General features: G+C 58.4%; 19 protein-coding genes and 1 tRNA gene. 8 read left to right on the forward strand and 12 right to left on the reverse strand.

The annotated features are described in order from the left end of the window. The coding region (gene alaS, locus ACIQ47_RS11185; RefSeq protein ID WP_396438194.1) for an alanine--tRNA ligase at positions 1-1411 on the reverse strand (1411 nt) is incomplete at its 3' end. A 191-nt stretch (positions 1412-1602) separates the two neighbouring features. Here alaS and ACIQ47_RS11190 point away from each other — a divergent pair. After that, positions 1603-3093, forward strand: coding sequence for an NAD-dependent succinate-semialdehyde dehydrogenase (locus tag ACIQ47_RS11190; protein ID WP_396438195.1), 1491 nt, complete (start codon positions 1603-1605; stop codon positions 3091-3093). A gap of 14 nt (positions 3094-3107) precedes the next feature. Here the strand turns inward: ACIQ47_RS11190 and ACIQ47_RS11195 are convergent, their stop codons facing one another. Beyond that, positions 3108-3671, reverse strand: a complete 564-nt coding sequence (locus ACIQ47_RS11195) for a hypothetical protein (RefSeq protein ID WP_396438196.1) — start codon at positions 3669-3671, stop codon at positions 3108-3110. After that, positions 3671-4129: a hypothetical protein gene (locus ACIQ47_RS11200; RefSeq protein WP_396438197.1), complete on the reverse strand. Its 459-nt coding sequence runs from the start codon at positions 4127-4129 to the stop codon at positions 3671-3673. Before ACIQ47_RS11200 ends, ACIQ47_RS11195 begins: the two co-directional genes overlap by 1 nt. A 72-nt stretch (positions 4130-4201) precedes the next feature. Between ACIQ47_RS11200 and ACIQ47_RS11205 the strand changes: the two genes are divergently transcribed. After that, positions 4202-4275: transfer RNA gene (locus ACIQ47_RS11205), tRNA-Gly, on the forward strand. Positions 4276-4327: 52 nt separating this feature from the next. Here ACIQ47_RS11205 and ACIQ47_RS11210 read toward each other — a convergent pair. Then, the gene (locus ACIQ47_RS11210) at positions 4328-4969 is read right to left on the reverse strand and encodes a 3-oxoacid CoA-transferase subunit B (RefSeq protein WP_396438198.1); all 642 of its coding nucleotides are present in this window, start codon (positions 4967-4969) and stop codon (positions 4328-4330) included. Positions 4970-5002: 33 nt separating this feature from the next. Further along, positions 5003-5710: a CoA transferase subunit A gene (locus tag ACIQ47_RS11215; RefSeq protein ID WP_396438199.1), complete on the reverse strand. Its 708-nt coding sequence runs from the start codon at positions 5708-5710 to the stop codon at positions 5003-5005. A gap of 101 nt (positions 5711-5811) precedes the next feature. On the opposite strand from ACIQ47_RS11215, the gene ACIQ47_RS11220 reads away from it, so the two are divergent. The 3 genes from ACIQ47_RS11220 (at position 5812) to ACIQ47_RS11230 (ending at position 7026) form a co-directional block, all read left to right on the forward strand. Further along, positions 5812-6372 (forward strand): LuxR C-terminal-related transcriptional regulator, encoded by a 561-nt coding sequence (locus tag ACIQ47_RS11220; RefSeq protein WP_396438200.1) that lies wholly within the window; start codon positions 5812-5814, stop codon positions 6370-6372. Positions 6373-6506: 134 nt separating this feature from the next. Further along, positions 6507-6707 (forward strand): hypothetical protein, encoded by a 201-nt coding sequence (locus ACIQ47_RS11225; RefSeq protein WP_396438201.1) that lies wholly within the window; start codon positions 6507-6509, stop codon positions 6705-6707. 4 nt (positions 6708-6711) lie between these two features. Beyond that, positions 6712-7026, forward strand: a complete 315-nt coding sequence (locus tag ACIQ47_RS11230) for a BrnA antitoxin family protein (protein WP_396438202.1) — start codon at positions 6712-6714, stop codon at positions 7024-7026. Here the strand turns inward: ACIQ47_RS11230 and ACIQ47_RS11235 are convergent. After that, positions 7000-7305 carry a nitroreductase family protein gene (locus tag ACIQ47_RS11235; protein WP_396438212.1) on the reverse strand — a complete coding sequence of 102 codons (306 nt, stop codon included), beginning with the start codon at positions 7303-7305 and terminating at the stop codon, positions 7000-7002. The genes ACIQ47_RS11230 and ACIQ47_RS11235 overlap by 27 nt on opposite strands. Before the next feature lie 96 nt (positions 7306-7401). Further along, complete coding sequence (locus ACIQ47_RS11240; RefSeq protein WP_396438203.1) at positions 7402-7824, reverse strand: carboxymuconolactone decarboxylase family protein; 423 nt, start codon at positions 7822-7824, stop codon at positions 7402-7404. A 68-nt stretch (positions 7825-7892) separates the two neighbouring features. Here ACIQ47_RS11240 and ACIQ47_RS11245 point away from each other — a divergent pair, with 68 nt between their 5' ends. After that, positions 7893-8489 carry a peroxidase-related enzyme gene (locus ACIQ47_RS11245; RefSeq protein WP_396438204.1) on the forward strand — a complete coding sequence of 199 codons (597 nt, stop codon included), beginning with the start codon at positions 7893-7895 and terminating at the stop codon, positions 8487-8489. On the opposite strand, the gene ACIQ47_RS11250 is transcribed toward ACIQ47_RS11245, so the two are convergent. Next, positions 8447-9178: a TetR/AcrR family transcriptional regulator gene (locus ACIQ47_RS11250; RefSeq protein WP_396438205.1), complete on the reverse strand. Its 732-nt coding sequence runs from the start codon at positions 9176-9178 to the stop codon at positions 8447-8449. The two genes, ACIQ47_RS11245 and ACIQ47_RS11250, sit on opposite strands and share 43 nt — an antisense overlap. A 100-nt stretch (positions 9179-9278) precedes the next feature. Here ACIQ47_RS11250 and ACIQ47_RS11255 point away from each other — a divergent pair, with 100 nt between their 5' ends. Then, positions 9279-10175 (forward strand): metal-dependent hydrolase, encoded by an 897-nt coding sequence (locus ACIQ47_RS11255; RefSeq protein ID WP_396438206.1) that lies wholly within the window; start codon positions 9279-9281, stop codon positions 10173-10175. Between the two features lie 45 nt (positions 10176-10220). On the opposite strand, the gene ACIQ47_RS11260 is transcribed toward ACIQ47_RS11255, so the two are convergent. Then, the gene (locus ACIQ47_RS11260) at positions 10221-10643 is read right to left on the reverse strand and encodes an acyl-CoA thioesterase (protein ID WP_396438207.1); all 423 of its coding nucleotides are present in this window, start codon (positions 10641-10643) and stop codon (positions 10221-10223) included. 10 nt (positions 10644-10653) lie between these two features. Beyond that, positions 10654-11436 (reverse strand): SDR family oxidoreductase, encoded by a 783-nt coding sequence (locus tag ACIQ47_RS11265; RefSeq protein WP_396438208.1) that lies wholly within the window; start codon positions 11434-11436, stop codon positions 10654-10656. 152 nt (positions 11437-11588) lie between these two features. Between ACIQ47_RS11265 and ACIQ47_RS11270 the strand changes: the two genes are divergently transcribed. After that, entirely contained in the window at positions 11589-13301 is a 1713-nt protein-coding gene (locus ACIQ47_RS11270) for an electron transfer flavoprotein-ubiquinone oxidoreductase (RefSeq protein ID WP_396438209.1), read from the forward strand. A gap of 12 nt (positions 13302-13313) precedes the next feature. On the opposite strand, the gene ACIQ47_RS11275 is transcribed toward ACIQ47_RS11270, so the two are convergent. Both ACIQ47_RS11275 and ACIQ47_RS11280 read right to left on the reverse strand, forming a co-directional pair. Beyond that, a complete protein-coding gene (locus tag ACIQ47_RS11275) occupies positions 13314-14096 on the reverse strand; it encodes an HpcH/HpaI aldolase/citrate lyase family protein (RefSeq protein WP_396438210.1) in 783 nt (260 codons plus the stop codon). A gap of 32 nt (positions 14097-14128) precedes the next feature. After that, positions 14129-14883 (reverse strand): NAD(P)-dependent oxidoreductase (locus tag ACIQ47_RS11280; RefSeq protein WP_396438211.1); only part of this gene is annotated, 755 nt, incomplete at its 5' end.

Raw genomic sequence — 14883 nt, forward strand, 5'->3', positions numbered from 1 at the left:
CGTCATAACCCACAAAGTCGTTGCCCTCGCCCGAATAGTCGAGCGCCTTGTCCATCTTGAACTTGCCAGCGGCGCGGGCTTGGACTTTTTGCTTTTCCATGGCGGCGGCAAAACCGGCTTCGTCCACAGTCAAACCACGTTCGCGGCAGACGTCGGCCGACAGGTCGAGCGGAAAGCCGAAGGTGTCGTGCAGCTTGAAGGCCACTTCGCCGGGCAGCACTTTCACGCCACCTTCGAGGGCCGAATCCAGAATTTGCATGCCGCTTTGCAGCGTCTCAAAGAAGCGCTCTTCTTCCACACGCAAAACGTCGGCAATGCGTTCGGCCTGATCGGCCATGTTGGGGTAAGCCGCGCCCATGAGCTGGACCAAATCGGGCACCAGCTTGTGGAAGAACGGGGTCTTTTGGCCCAGCAAATAACCGTGGCGAATGGCGCGGCGGATGATGCGGCGCTGCACATAGCCGCGGCCTTCGTTGCTGGGCACCACGCCGTCGCTCACCAAAAACGCAGTGGCGCGGATGTGGTCGGCGATCACGCGCAGCGACTTGTTGTTCAGGTCGGTGCAGCCGGTTTCGCGCGATGCGGCTTTGATCAGCGCGTCAAAAATGTCGATCTCGTAGTTGCTGTGAACATGTTGAAGAATGGCTGCAAGACGTTCGAGGCCCATGCCGGTGTCCACGCACGGCGCAGGCAGCGGCGTGACGGCACCGGTTTCGTCCATGTTGAACTGCATGAACACGTTGTTCCAGATTTCGATGAAACGGTCGCCGTCTTCATCGGGGCTGCCGGGTGGGCCGCCGGGGATGTGGGCACCGTGGTCGTAAAAAATCTCGGAGCAAGGACCGCAGGGGCCGGTGTCGGCCATCATCCAGAAGTTGTCGGACTTGTAGCGGCCGCCCTTGTTGTCGCCGATGCGGATGATGCGGTTCTCTGACTTGATGCGTTCAGGCGTCCAGCCTGCGTTGACAAAAATGCCTTCCCAAATGGCATGGGCTTCGTCGTCTTCCATGTACACCGTGGCGTAGAGCTTGTCGGCGGGCAGTTTGTAGACCTGGGTCAGCAGCTCCCACGCCCACTCCAGCGATTCGCGCTTGAAGTAGTCACCAAACGACCAATTGCCCAGCATCTCGAAAAAGGTGTGGTGACGGGCGGTGTAGCCCACGTTTTCCAGGTCGTTGTGCTTGCCACCGGCGCGCAGGCAAGCTTGCACGGAGGCAGCGCGGACATAAGAGCGCTTGTCCGAACCCAAAAACACGTCCTTGAACTGGACCATGCCCGAGTTGGTGAACATCAAAGTGGGGTCGTTGCCCGGCACCAAGGGGCTGGACGGCACCACGGTGTGGCCTTTGGACTCAAAAAAGTCCAGAAAGGTCTTGCGGATGTCGGAGACGGAAATGGGGGCTTGGCTCATGGTGGTTCAGGCTTTCAATGCAACCGGCCATTATAGATTTGAGGCAGGGCCATTTCTGGCACGCACAAGACCAGCCGTCCTCTGGGCATCGGGGTTTTGAGTCTTTTGTGACAGACGGTGCACCGCACAAACGCTAAGCTTGCTGGTTGAACTTATAAAAGTACCTGTACTTGCAGCTTCTGGAGACACCCATGGACATGAAGACATCCCCCCTCGCCCAACTCAACGACCCCAGCCTGCTCAAGACCGACGCCCTCATCAACGGCCAATGGGTCAAAGGCAGCGGCCGTTTTGCCGTGACCGACCCCGCCACCGGGGCCCATCTGGCGGATGTGGCCAATCTGGGCCCAGCGGAGGCCGAGCAAGCCATTGCAGCCGCCAACGCCGCCTGGCCTGCATGGAAAGCCAAAACCGCCAAAGAGCGCAGCATCATCTTGCGAAAGTGGTACGACCTGCTCATGGCCAACCAGGACGACCTGGGCCGCCTCATGACCGCCGAGCAAGGCAAACCCTTTCCCGAAGCCAAAGGCGAAGTGGCCTACGGTGCCAGCTTTGTCGAGTGGTTTGCCGAAGAAGCCAAGCGCATCAATGGCGAAACCCTGCCCCAATTCGACAACAACCGCCGCCTCCTGGTGCTCAAGCAACCGATTGGCGTGTGCGCGGCCATCACGCCATGGAACTTTCCCCTGGCCATGATCACCCGCAAGGTCGCGCCCGCGTTGGCCGCAGGCTGCCCGGTGATCATCAAGCCGGCCGAGCTGACGCCGCTGACGGCCCTGGCCGCGGCCGAGCTCGCCATCCGCGCGGGCATTCCCGCGGGCGTGCTGAACATGATCACGGCCGATGCCGACAACTCGATTGCCGTGGGCAAGGTGCTGTGCGCGAGCGACGTGGTGCGGCACATCAGCTTCACCGGCTCGACCGAAGTGGGCCGCCTCTTGATGGCGCAGTCGGCCCCCACCGTCAAAAAAATGTCGCTCGAACTCGGCGGCAACGCGCCTTTCATTGTTTTTGAAGATGCCGACATCGACAGCGCGGTAGAAGGTGCCTTCGCCAGCAAATACCGCAATGCGGGCCAGACTTGCGTGTGCTCCAACCGCTTTTATGTGCAAGAAGGCGTGTACGACGAGTTTGTCAAAAAATTCGCGGCCAAAGTGCAGACCGCCAAAGTGGGCAACGGCTTTGAAGACGGCGTGAACCAAGGCCCCTTGATTGAAGAAGCGGCCTTGACCAAAGTGCAGCGCCATGTGGACGACGCCGTGGCCAAAGGCGGCCGCGTGGTGGTCGGGGGCAAGCGCCTGTCCGGCATGGGCTCGGGCCAGTTCTTTGAACCCACCGTGGTGGCAGATGCCACCGCCGACATGTTGTGCGCCAAAGAAGAGACCTTCGGCCCCTTTGCACCCATCTTCAAATTCAAGACCGAGCAAGAAGCGGTGGATGCGGCCAACAACACCGAGTTCGGCTTGGCCAGCTACTTTTACAGCCGCGACGTGGGCCGCATCTTCCGCGTGGCTGAGGCGCTGGAATACGGCATGGTGGGCATCAACGTGGGCATTTTGGCCACCGAGCATGTGCCTTTCGGTGGCGTCAAGCAGTCGGGCTTGGGCCGCGAAGGCTCTCACCACGGCATGGACGACTATGTGGAAATCAAGTACCTCTGCATGGGCGACATCCTGAAGTGATGCCAACCCCAAGATCAGCGCAAAGGCTCCGCCTGGGGTGAAGGTTGCGTGCCCTCATACCCGAGCCAGTGGCGAAACGGCATCTTGAATTCGAAATCTTGCAGCAAAGCCCGGTGGACCCATTCCACTGAGTCCGCCCAAGCCGGCTCAGCGCGCAAACTCCACTCCACAAAAGGGGCCAAGTAGGGTTTGTCGGCCCAAAGCGCAGGACTGGCCACCCGTTGATAAGCAGGCGATGCGGTCCACACATTGCCTGGCCACCAACTCATCGCCACACACAACACGGTCAAGGCTGGCAGCAACCAGGGCTTGCAGCGTTGCATTAGCCGGTCTTGCCCAATGGCCATCAACAGCCAAGAAAAACCACCCGCAAAAAGTTGGCACAGATTGAGCAATCCAAACATCAATGAAGCGGCCAGCACCACCGGCGTCATGACGGTTTTGCGGTAAGCCGCAAGCCGTTGCGACGGAGTGATTTGCGGGGCAAAAAAGCTGTTCATCAGTTGCGAAGCACCCGAATCCGAGTCCAGATCTTCAGGGTACAAGCCAGCCACCGAAGAGGCCCACAAAGCACTCATCACGGGCCGTATCTCTGGGGGGCCGGGCTGGTCAGCAAGGTTTCGCCGCGAAGCAAAATGAGTCCATTGAGCGCTTGCTGCGTGCTCATCTGCGACTTCCAGCTCATCGTCAAGTCTTGTTCGTCGGCGCGCGCCACGATGGTGTCCACCAAAGCTTTTTGCACATGCCACATGCTGAACAAACCCAGCGCACAGCACATTACCAAAAGTAAAACCCTCGAACGCACCCAGTTGTCCAGCCAACGCATCAACAACAAAGCCAAACCCAAACCAGAAACGATACGCCCCCAAATTTCAATATCATTCAATTGGACGGTGGTGGTGTTCCATTGCAAATCACCCGCCAATTCGAGCAGACGGTGATTGAAGGACAACTCGAGGACGGTGTAGCAGGCCAGTAAAAACAAAAACCAAGGCTGTGCGTTCAAGGCTTGGTTTTGGGGAGTGGGACTGCGCATCGCTTGATTTTAACTTTGCGCTCTTTGATGGCGGGTCTTGCAAATCTCTTAAGCGATTAGAATTCAGCCACTGCGGGTGTCGTTCAATGGTAGGACTCTTGCTTCCCAAGCAAATAACGTGGGTTCGATTCCCATCACCCGCTCCAAATCATGAAAAAAGGCCCCTCACGGGGCCTTTTTGCATGATTTGGCGTGGATTCAGAAATGCAGCTTCACACCCGTCTTGCTTTGCAGCAACTCAGGCGTCACGCCTGGGGCCAACTCCACCACCTTCAGACCTGCCTCCGTCACGTCCATCACGGCCAGGTCGGTGATGATGCGGTCGACCACGCCCACGCCTGTCAAAGGCAATGTGCAGCTGGGCAAAATCTTCATGTCTTCGGTGCCGTCTTTTTTCTTGGCCACGTGTTCCATCAGGATGATCACGCGTTTGACGCCCGCCACCAAATCCATCGCGCCGCCCATGCCCTTGACCATCTTGCCGGGGATCATCCAGTTGGCCAGATCGCCCTTTTCGCTCACCTGCATCGCGCCGAGGATCGACAGGTTGATCTTGCCGCCACGGATCATGGCAAACGACAGCTCGCTGCCAAAGATCGACGAGCCTTTGATGGTGGTCACCGTCTGTTTGCCCGCGTTGATCAGGTCGGCATCGACTTCGTCTTCGATCGGGAAAGGGCCAATGCCCAACATGCCGTTTTCGCTTTGCAGCCAAACTTCTTTGTCGGTTGGCACAAAGTTGGCTACCAGGGTCGGAATACCGATGCCCAGGTTCACATAGAAACCGTCTTCCAGTTCGTGGGCCGCACGGGCGGCCATTTGGTCTTGACTCCAGCTCATATCAAACTCCTGTTTTTTCTGTCACGGCGGGCTTCATACGCCCGCCTTTTCTGTAATGGTGCGTTTCTCAATGCGCTTTTCCGGTGTCGCGTTCAACACGATGCGGTGCACATAAATGCCTGGCAGGTGCACGCTGTCGGGGTGCATCTCGCCGGTCTCGACGATCTCTTCGACCTCGACCACGCAGATCTTGCCGGCCATGGCCACTGCGGGGTTGAAGTTGCGCGAGGTGTAGCGAAACTGCAGGTTGCCGGATTTGTCGGCGCGGTGCGCTTTGACCAGCGACACGTCGGGCACCAAGGCGCGCTCCATCACGTAGGTCTCGCCGTCAAACTCGCGCAGCTCTTTGCCTTCGGCCACCAGGGTGCCCACGCCAGTCTTGGTGAAGAAAGCCGGGATGCCCGCACCGCCCGCACGCAGCTTCTCGGCCAGCGTGCCTTGGGGGGTGAAATCCAAAGCCAGCTCGCCCGCCAGGTACTGGCGCTCAAACTCTTTGTTCTCGCCCACATACGAAGAAATCATCTTCTTGATCTGGCGGGTCTGCAGCAAGATGCCCAAACCAAAATCGTCCACGCCCGCGTTGTTCGAAATCGCAGTGAGGTTCTGCACGCCGCTGTCACGCAGTGCAGCGATCAGCGCTTCGGGAATGCCGCACAGGCCAAAACCGCCCACGCCAAGCAATTGACCGTCAGCCACGATGCCCTTCAAGGCCTCGGCTGCGGAGGGATAAATCTTGTTCACACCGGTCTCCCATCAAGGATGAATGAAAACATGACGATACTACGTATTCAACTACGTAGTTTTTCGTAGAGGGCTTCCCCTGGCCGCAGACCATCCCACTCATGAACTCAGACATCGATTACCGCCTCGCCTTTGACTTGGCCCCCATCGGCTTGGTGCTCTCGCGCAACCGCGCCATCGTCGACTGCAACCAGCGCGTGTGCGAGATGTTTGGTGTGGGCCGCGAACAACTCATCGGCCAGACCTTTCAGCTGCTTTACCCCAGCGCCGACGAATACGAACGCACCGGCCAGCGCATCAAGCCCATCTTGAACGCCAAAGGCGTGTATGCCGACGACCGCATCATGAAAAGGGTGGACGGCCGCTTCAAAGGCGAAACCTTCTGGTGCCATGTGACGGGCCGAGCGCTCAACCGCGACGCCCCTCACGAAGCAGGCATCTGGACCTTTGAAGACCTCTCGGCCCGCAAACCCGTCAAGGCTGAACTCACCGCCCGCGAACGCGAAGTCGCCGCGCACCTGATGGACGGCCTGACCAGCAAAGCGATCGGCAAAGCGCTGGGCATCAGCCACCGCACAGTCGAGATTTACCGCGTCAAACTCATGCGCAAATACGAGGCCTCGGGGGCGGCGGATTTGATTCAGAAGTTGATGCGTGGGTGAGCGATAAAATGAGGCTTAATTTAATTGGGGGTACAATTAATTATGTTCACCGTGATTGAAACGCCCACTTTTCAAAAGCAGGCAGAGAAACTCTGGCGTCCAACCGAGCGGCACGCCTTCATAGACTGGATCGCATGCACCCGAATGCAGGCACAGTGATCCCTGGTGCAGATGGTGCCCGCAAAGTTCGCTGGACCCTGCAAGGCAAAGGCAAACGAGGGGGCGTTCGCGTGATTTATTTCAATCTGAACGCTGAAGAATTGGTTCTATTGGTGGCGATTTACGCCAAAGCGGACAGAGAGAACCTGCCCGCGCATGAAATTGACAGGCGCTGATGCCATGAATTTGAAAAAGATCGACATTCAGAAGCTGGCCAAAGCGGTCGAAGCCGATGCGGGGCACGCCATCGAGGGGCTGCGCGAATCTCTGACAGAAGCGCGGGACGGGGTGATTGCAGCCGTCCACACGCCTGAGCAAATCATGGCCCGACGACGTGGCCGCCCTGTGGGCAGCAGCCAGGCCGTGACCAAAGAACCGGTCAAGATCAGACTGGACGCAGACGTGCTCGCAGCCCTGCGCGCCACTGGCGATGGATGGCAAACTCGGCTGAATGAAACGCTGCGGGCATCATTGCACTTGGCAGGTAGGGTTTGACTCAAACAGCTGAATGGCGATGTCGACTTGGCGCTTGCGGTGGATGCCCTCGTAGGACTCTTTCATCAGAAAGTCGCGCTTGGGTGGCACACCCTTGACCATGTTTTCGGTGTTGCCTCGGCGAATCCTATCCAGTGGTTCGCCCGTGACCACATGCACATGCCAGGGCTGCGTGTTCATCGACGAGGGCGACCACTTGGCCACCGAGAGGATCTCTTCGATCACCTCACGGGGGACAGGTTTTTGTTGGTAACCGCGAACGCTTTTGCGGGCCTGGATGAGTTCTGAAAATTCATTGCTTTATCTCCTCATTCGAAGATGATGGAAAAGCACTCAAACGTCAATGCAAGCGTGATGCCTAGGTTCCTCAAACCCTCAAGTTTTGGGCTCGATGACCTCTGTGGCGCTTCGGAACGCGTCAATCGCTGCCGGAAAACCACAGTAAACGGTGGCGTGCAGCATGAGTTCGCGGATTTCTTCTGGTGTGGCACCGTTGTTCAGGGCACCGCGAACATGCGCCTTGAGTTCTTGCTGCTTGCCTTGGGCCGTGAGCATGGCCACGGTGATCAGGCTGCGGGTTTTGAGGTCAAGCCCCGGACGCTGCCAGACATTGCCCCAGGCGTTGCGCGTGATGAACTCTTGCATGGGCTGTGTGAACTCGGTCGCACCGCCCAAGGCCCGTTCGACATAATCTGCCCCAACGACTTGGCTGCGCGTAGCCAGCCCGTTTTGGAAATCGGCATCGGTTGGCCATTCAAGCGGCGCTGAATGGGCAGCTGGGGTGTTCAAAGCGGTCATGGTGAAGATCCAAGTTGGTGGAAAATAAACCAAGCATAAACATTTTGAAACCTCTGACGAGCACACCCATGACAACACGCTACCCTGCCCCCGAAATCAATGACTTGCCTGACGACATCAAAGCCAAAGTGCTGGAGGTGCAAGAAAAAGCCGGTTTTGTGCCCCATGTTTTTTTGGCGTTTGCCCGCCGGCCCGCTGAGTGGCGCGCTTTCTTTGCCTACCACGACGCCCTGATGGTGCCCGAGTCGGTGGGGCGCGAGAGTGGCCTGACCAAGGGTGAGCGCGAGATGATCGTGACCACTACCAGCGCGGCCAACCACTGCCTGTATTGCGTGGTGGCACACGGCGCTATTTTGCGCATTTACGAAAAGAAACCCCTGGTGGCCGACCAGGTCGCCATCAACCACCGCAAGGCCGACATCTCGCCACGCCAGCGCGCCATGCTGGACTTTGCGCTCAAGGTTTGCGACCACTCTGACCAGGTGGAAGATGCCGACTTTGCAGTCCTGCACGCGCACGGTTTCAACGACGAAGACATCTGGGACATCGCGGCGATCACCGCGTTCTTTGGTCTGTCTAACCGCATGGCCAGCTTCAGCGGGATGATGCCTAACCCCGAGTTCTATTTGATGGGCCGCGCGCCCAAGGCCAAACCGACGGCTTGAAGCGCTTGCGGCCGGGCCAACAAAGCCCAGGCCATTTGCACCAGGGCTTCTTCAAACGCGGGGCTGCCCAAGAGGGGTGACTTTTCCAGGCTGGCGCTGCGCAGTGTGCCAATGACCGAGCGGGTCAGCACAAACAGCTGCGCCGGGCTGGGTGTTTGCAGCGCGGGGTGGCCGATGCGCTCAAAAAAGATGGCCAGCCGGTCGGCCACCTGACGCACGGCGCTGGCGGTTTCATCGGGCTTTTCCAGTGTCCAGCACAGGCGGATCAGGCTTTGGCTCAGGCCCTTGCCCGTGGCAAAGCCCCGCACCAAAATGCGGAGGGCCTGGCCCAGCAGCTCACGCCCGTCCAGATCACGCACATGCGGCAGGGTTTCCAGCTCGCTGAGGTATCGCCCCAGCTCTTGCAGCACCATCTCTTGGCCCCGCGCGGCCATGGCCCGCACCAACACTTCTTTGCTTGGGAAGTACTGGTACAGGGTGCCAATCGAAAAACCGGCCGCTGCCGCCACCTTGTTGGTGGTCAAACCGCCCTCGCCTTCCTTGTCCAAAATCTGAGCAGCGGCCTTGAACAAGGTTTGCATGGTCTGCTGTGCCCGCGCCTGCGAGGGCTGGCGACGCAGGCTGAGATCGGCCTGGGACTTGGCTTGCGGCTTGGTGGCAGGTTTTGCATCGGGTTTGGCAGCGGGCATGAAAATCCTTATTCAAAATGTGAGCAGATAGCGAGTTGCAAGGTCTTTGCAAAACCTGAACAATGCTCATATTCTGACCTATTTGACCAAGAGATCCACCATGCCCCCCTACCCCGCCGCCCCGACCGAGTTGACCGTGCGCCGATTGAGCGTGGACCTGAGCCAGGGTTTTTCGCGTCACTGGAATGGCGGCGATGCGTTTTTAACGGCCTATGCCAACGCCTTGTCCATGAGCTTTCCGGTGGGCGAGCAGTCCTTTATTGATGCCGTCAAGGCCGGGGCCAAGCAGCTGCCCGACACCCCCGAAAACGCCGAGCTCAAGGAAATTGCCAAGGGCTTTGTGGGCCAGGAGGCGACCCACCGCCACCTGCATGCGCTGTACAACGCGCACCTGGAAAAACAAGGCTTGGTCAACCACTGGGGGCCCCGCGCCGAGCAACGCCTGAAAAAAGGCCGCGACGAATTCTTCAGCAAAAGCGACAAGGGTTATCTGCACGAGCTGGCCATCACCGCCGCTTTTGAGCACTACACCTCGATTTTTGGCGACCAGACGTTGGACCGGATGGACCAAGCGGGTGACTGGTTTGCTGGCGCAGAAGACCCTCTCAAAACCCTGTGGCGTTGGCATGCGGCGGAAGAGTCCGAACACAAATGCGTGGCCTTTGACCTGTACCAGCGCCTGGGCGGAAACCACACCTGGCGCATGCGCTGGTTTTGGTTCGTGACGGTGCAGTTCAGCACCGACGTCTTCCGCCAAACCGTCAACAACCTCTGGCACGACAAGACACTGTTCAAGCCCTCCACCTGGTGGTCGGCCAGCAAGTTTTTGTTCGGCCGCCACGGCATGGTTTGGCGCGTGGCCAAGCCCATCTGGGCCTACACCCGCCAAGACTTTCACCCTATGCAAGTGGGCAGTGCCACCTTGTCACAAGACTGGCTGCAAAGCCATGCTGACCAGTGGCGTGCTGTGGGCGGCGCGGCTGCAACAACACCTTGAGGCATTCGCTCCCGGGGGTGCGCTCCCACACAACAGCAACAGCGCTCAGTCGCTGACCAAGGCCCGCACCCAGTCGGGGAGGGCCACCGCTTTTTGATTGGGAAAATTCACCCAAATGGTGGTCGCACCCCCGGCGGCAAACACCACGCCAGGCTGATCGGTGCGCTCCAGCGTGCACCAACTCTCAAATGTGGTGCGGCCCGGATCGCTCACAAACATCTTGGCCAGGATGCTGCCCGGGTATTCAAACTGTTGGTAAAAATTGCAAAACGCATTGATGATCACCGGTCCTTCGCCCTGCGGGTTGGGCATGAAGCCGATCTTGTCGAACCAGTCAATGCGGGTGCTTTCCAAGTACCGGAAATACACCGTGTTGTTGACGTGGCCCATGGCGTCCATGTCACCCCAGCGGATAGGAATGACCAACTCATTGACAAATTTTTTCCGCTCAGGAAGTTCCAGCTTCATGGCTTGGCCCTCAGACAGCAAAGCCGTCGTCAGCCGACACCACTGCGCCGTTGATGAAATGGCTCTGGTCGCTGGCCAGCAGCATCAGCAAAGCGTCCAGGTCTCGCGGCTGGCCGACACGCTTGCGCGGCAGCATGCTGATGAGCTTTTGGCCCTGCTCGGTTTGCCAGTGGTGGTGGTTGATCTCGGTGTCGATGTAGCCGGGGCAAATCGCGTTCACGTTGATGCCGAACTTGCCCCACTCCACCGCAAAGGCCTTGGTCATCTGGATCACAGCGGCCTTGCTCATGCAGTACACGCCAATTTGCGGCAAGACTTTCAGGCCCGCCATCGAGGCGATGTTGATGACGCGCCCGCCTGTGAAACTGCCCGGCGCAGCCCCCTTGGCGCGGGCCAGCATGCGTTTGCCCACCTCTTGCGCCACAAAAAATGCACCGCGCACATTGGTGTTCATGATGAAGTCGTAGTCTTCTTCGGTCACGTCCTGAATGCGCTGGGTGGTGCTCACGCCCGAGTTGTTCACCAAAATATCGATGCTGCCCATCTCGGTTTCGGCATGCGCCACAGCCGCTGCAATGCTGTGGCGGTCAGTCACGTCCATCTCGACCACATGGGCATCGCCCCCGGCGGCCTCGATTTCGGCCCTCAGGTCCTTGAGTTTTTCAATGCGGCGGCTGGCCAGTACCACGCCCGCGCCAGCTGCAGCCAGGGTTTTGGCAAATTGCGCACCCAAGCCCCCCGAAGCCCCAGTGACCAAGGCCACGCGACCCGACAAATCAATTTCATAAGCCATGACATATTCCTCTCTAAAAGCCATCTTTTCAGCAGTAACCCACCCATGACACCATTGTGCGGGGGAACCCGAGCTCTGCCGCATAAAATGAGTCACAAGCCCGACACCCCGGTGCGTGGCAGCCCCATCCCCAACTTAGAACAGAGACTTTCATGAGCCCCGAAGAAATCCTGAGCACCTACGGCCCCCGCGAATCCATGGAATACGACGTGGTCGTGGTCGGTGGCGGCCCCGCAGGCCTGTCCACAGCCATCCGTCTCAAGCAACTGGCCGCTGAAAAAGGCACGGACGTCTCGGTGGTGGTGCTGGAAAAAGGCGGCGAGCCCGGCGCACACATTCTCAGCGGCGCCATCATGGACCCCAAGGCCCTGACCGAACTGTTTCCCAACTGGAAAGAGCTGGGCGCTCCACTCAACCAGCCCGTGACCGACGACGCCTGGAGCTTTCTGTCTGAGACCGGTGCCACCCGCACCCCCGGCATCTTCTTGCCCGAGTGCGCACAAAACCACGGCAACTACATCATCAGCCTCTCCAATTTCACCCGCTGGTTGGGCCAGCAGGCCGAAAACCTGGGCGTGGAAATATTCCCCGGCTTCACGGCAGCCGAAGTGCTCTACAACGAAGACGGTAGCGCGAACGGGGGTTTACCTTCGGTCAAGGGCGTTGCCACCGGCAATATGGGCGTGGGCAAAGACGGCGAGCCGACCGAGAACTTCCAGCTGGGCATGGAACTGCACGCCAAGTACACCGTGTTCGCCGAAGGCGCTCGAGGCCACCTGGGAAAGCAGCTGATCGCCAAGTACAAGCTGGACGAGGGGCGCGACCCGCAGGCCTATGGCATCGGCATCAAAGAAGTGTGGGAAATCGACTCCTCGCGCCACACCCCCGGCTTTGTGATGCACACCGCCGGCTGGCCCATGAACAACGACACCTATGGCGGCGCGTTCATGTACCACATGGAAGACAACAAGATCGCCATCGGTTATGTGGTGGGACTGGACTATGCCAACCCCTGGCTCAGCCCGTTTGAAGAGTTCCAGCGCTGGAAAACCCACAACAACATCAAGTGGTACTTCACCAACGACCAAGGCGAAGTCAACGCCAAGCGCATTGGCTATGGTGCACGCGCCATCACTGCTGGCGGCCTGATGAGCTTGCCCAAGACGGTGTTCCCCGGCGGCGCGCTGGTCGGTTGTGACGCGGGCTACTTGAACGTCAGCCGCATCAAGGGCAGCCACGCCGCCATCAAAACCGGCATGCTGGCCGCAGAGGCCGCCTACGACGCGTTGCAAGCTGGTCGCCAGCACGACGAATTGGCCGCATACCCCGAGGCCTTCGAGGCCAGCTGGCTCTACACCGAACTGAACAAGTCGCGCAACTTCAAGACCTGGTTCAAGAAAGGCCTGACCGTGGCGACTTTGATGAACGGTTTTGAGCAGTTTGTCTTGCGTGGCCACATTCCGTGGACGCTGCACCGCGACAAAGCCGACCACACGTATCTGAAGCCTGCGGCCGATTGCCCCAAAATCGATTACCCCAAGCCAGACGGCAAGCTGACTTTTGACCGCCTCTCCAGCGTCTTCATCAGCAACACCAACCACGAAGAAAACCAGCCAGCGCACCTCACGTTGAAAGACGCCTCGGTGCCCGTGGGCATCAACCTGGCCAAGTATGGCGGGCCCGAGAGCCGCTATTGCCCTGCCGGTGTTTACGAGTACGTGAAGAACGAAGACAACTCGGACCGCCTACAGATCAACGCGCAAAACTGTGTGCACTGCAAAACCTGCGACATCAAGGACCCGACACAAAACATCGTCTGGGTCACGCCTGAAGGCGGCGGCGGGCCGAATTACACCGGCATGTGAAACAGGACGGCTTCAATCCGCCGGAGTGGACTGCATGCCCAGAATCAACTGCCCGAAGGCCTGTTGCAACAAGGCTGTGTCTGTGCCTGCGGCAAGCATGGTGTAACCCATGGCTTTAGCCCGCTCAATCCAGGTCGCATCGGTGGCCATGAACCCTGCGACCTTGCCATGTTTTCTCGCCACCTTGGCCACATGGTTCATGGCTTCACTGAACTTTGGATGGTCAAACTGGCCAGGTATGCCCATGAAATTGGACAAATCAAAGTGCCCCACCCATAAAACATCTACCCCATCGACAGCAGCAATATCTTCGACATTTTGCAAGCCCTTTTCTGTTTCGATCTGCGCAATCAGCAAAGTTCGATCATGGTAAAGGCGCATTTTTTCAACCACATCTCCGCCCTTGTAATCGCATTGCGCAAATCCAAAAGCTGCGCCCCGGCGACCCAGCCCAGGATAACGGCAAGCCTGGGCCAGACGCTCGGCCTGGGCCCGGTCCTCCACCATCGGGACCATCACCCCGCGCGCCCCGATGTCCAGGGCACGTGCTATCCAAGTGTACTCACCGGTGGGTACGCGCACCATAGGCTCTATGGGTAAACCTCGGCAAGTGGCAAACAACCATTTCAGGGTTTCAAAACCCAAACCCGTGTGCTCCATGTCGTAGATTGCAAAACGGGCTCCTGAATTGGCCAGTATCTGCGAGATGCCCGGTGTGAAAAATTCAAAAACCATAGCCCCCGCGACAGTCTGGCCAGACATGATGGTTGGCTTCAGGGGCATCTCAGTTGTCATGTGGATCCTTTAAAAGTTGAGGGGGCTGCAGATCAGGCGCTCACAACATGTGCCGGTTTTTTACCCTGCATCACATCAACAACGGCCCTGAAAGCACTTTCGGCCAAGCCCTGCATGCATTCATCGGTAAAGCAAATACCATGGGGCGTCACCACCACATTGTCCAACTGCAGCAAGGGGTTGTCTGCGGGTGTGGGCTCTACCTCGAAAACGTCCAAACCTGCCCCAGCAATTTTTTTCTCCACCAATGCCTGATAAAGCGCCGACTCGTCTACGATAGGACCTCGGGCTGTATTGATGAGGTAAGCCGTTTTTTTCATCAATGACAACTTGTTCGCATTGACCAAACCACGGGTCGATTTATTCAAAGGGCAATTCACTGTCAAAAAATCCGAGTTGCGAAACAGGGTGTCCAAATCCACCAACTCCACACCCAGCGCAGCCATTTGCTTGGGATCGGCATAGGGGTCGTGAGCAATGAATGTCATGTCGAAAGGCTTGGCCAGACGAAACATCTCAGCCCCGATATTGCCCACCCCCAGCGAACCCAGGTTACGGCCTGTCAAGCCTGTGCCAATGTGATCGGATTTTTCTGCCCAGCGGCCCGCTCGCGTCAAACGGTCCTTGATACCCACTTTGTGCGCCAGCATGAGCATGAAAGTGATGGCTGAGACCGCCACTGGGCGACGAACGCCATCGGGCGCAATGGTCAGAAGAATTCCTGCCTTCTGACAAGTAGGGACATCGATGGTGTCGTAACCCACACCAAAACGCGCAATCACTTTCA

Source organism: Limnohabitans sp. (genome assembly GCF_044373035.1).
Taxonomy (GTDB): Bacteria; Pseudomonadota; Gammaproteobacteria; order Burkholderiales; family Burkholderiaceae_C; genus Limnohabitans_A.